Below are 241 nucleotides of genomic sequence, written 5' to 3'. Positions count from 1 at the left end.
GGCTATTACCCGCACGATCTTCCAAGCCCTCGCCGGCATGGCGACAATGGGGATTATCTGGCTCGCCGGGCGCTCCATCGGCGTTGACCTGAGCGAATATGGTGACGCGATGCGCGAGTCTATCGCGTACGGGTTGTGGATCGTCGCCACCGGGTTTTACACGTGGCTCATGACCCGCCCCGCCGTCAACGACATCATCGAGAAGGTGGCACCGTTCCTTGCCACCGGTGTCCATACTGAG

At 61.4% G+C, this 241-nt stretch carries 1 protein-coding gene; it reads left to right on the top strand.

Annotation, left to right across the window (positions count from 1 at the left end):
- Positions 1-241, top strand: a 241-nt coding sequence (locus tag HMPREF3167_RS09875; RefSeq protein WP_168160839.1) for a hypothetical protein, incomplete at both ends; no start/stop codon positions are given.

Source organism: Trueperella sp. HMSC08B05, assembly GCF_001808405.1.
Classification (GTDB): domain Bacteria; phylum Actinomycetota; class Actinomycetes; order Actinomycetales; family Actinomycetaceae; genus Trueperella; species Trueperella bernardiae.
Note: the sequence above shows the minus strand (reverse complement) of the source record. Positions and strands in the feature narration are given on the sequence as shown.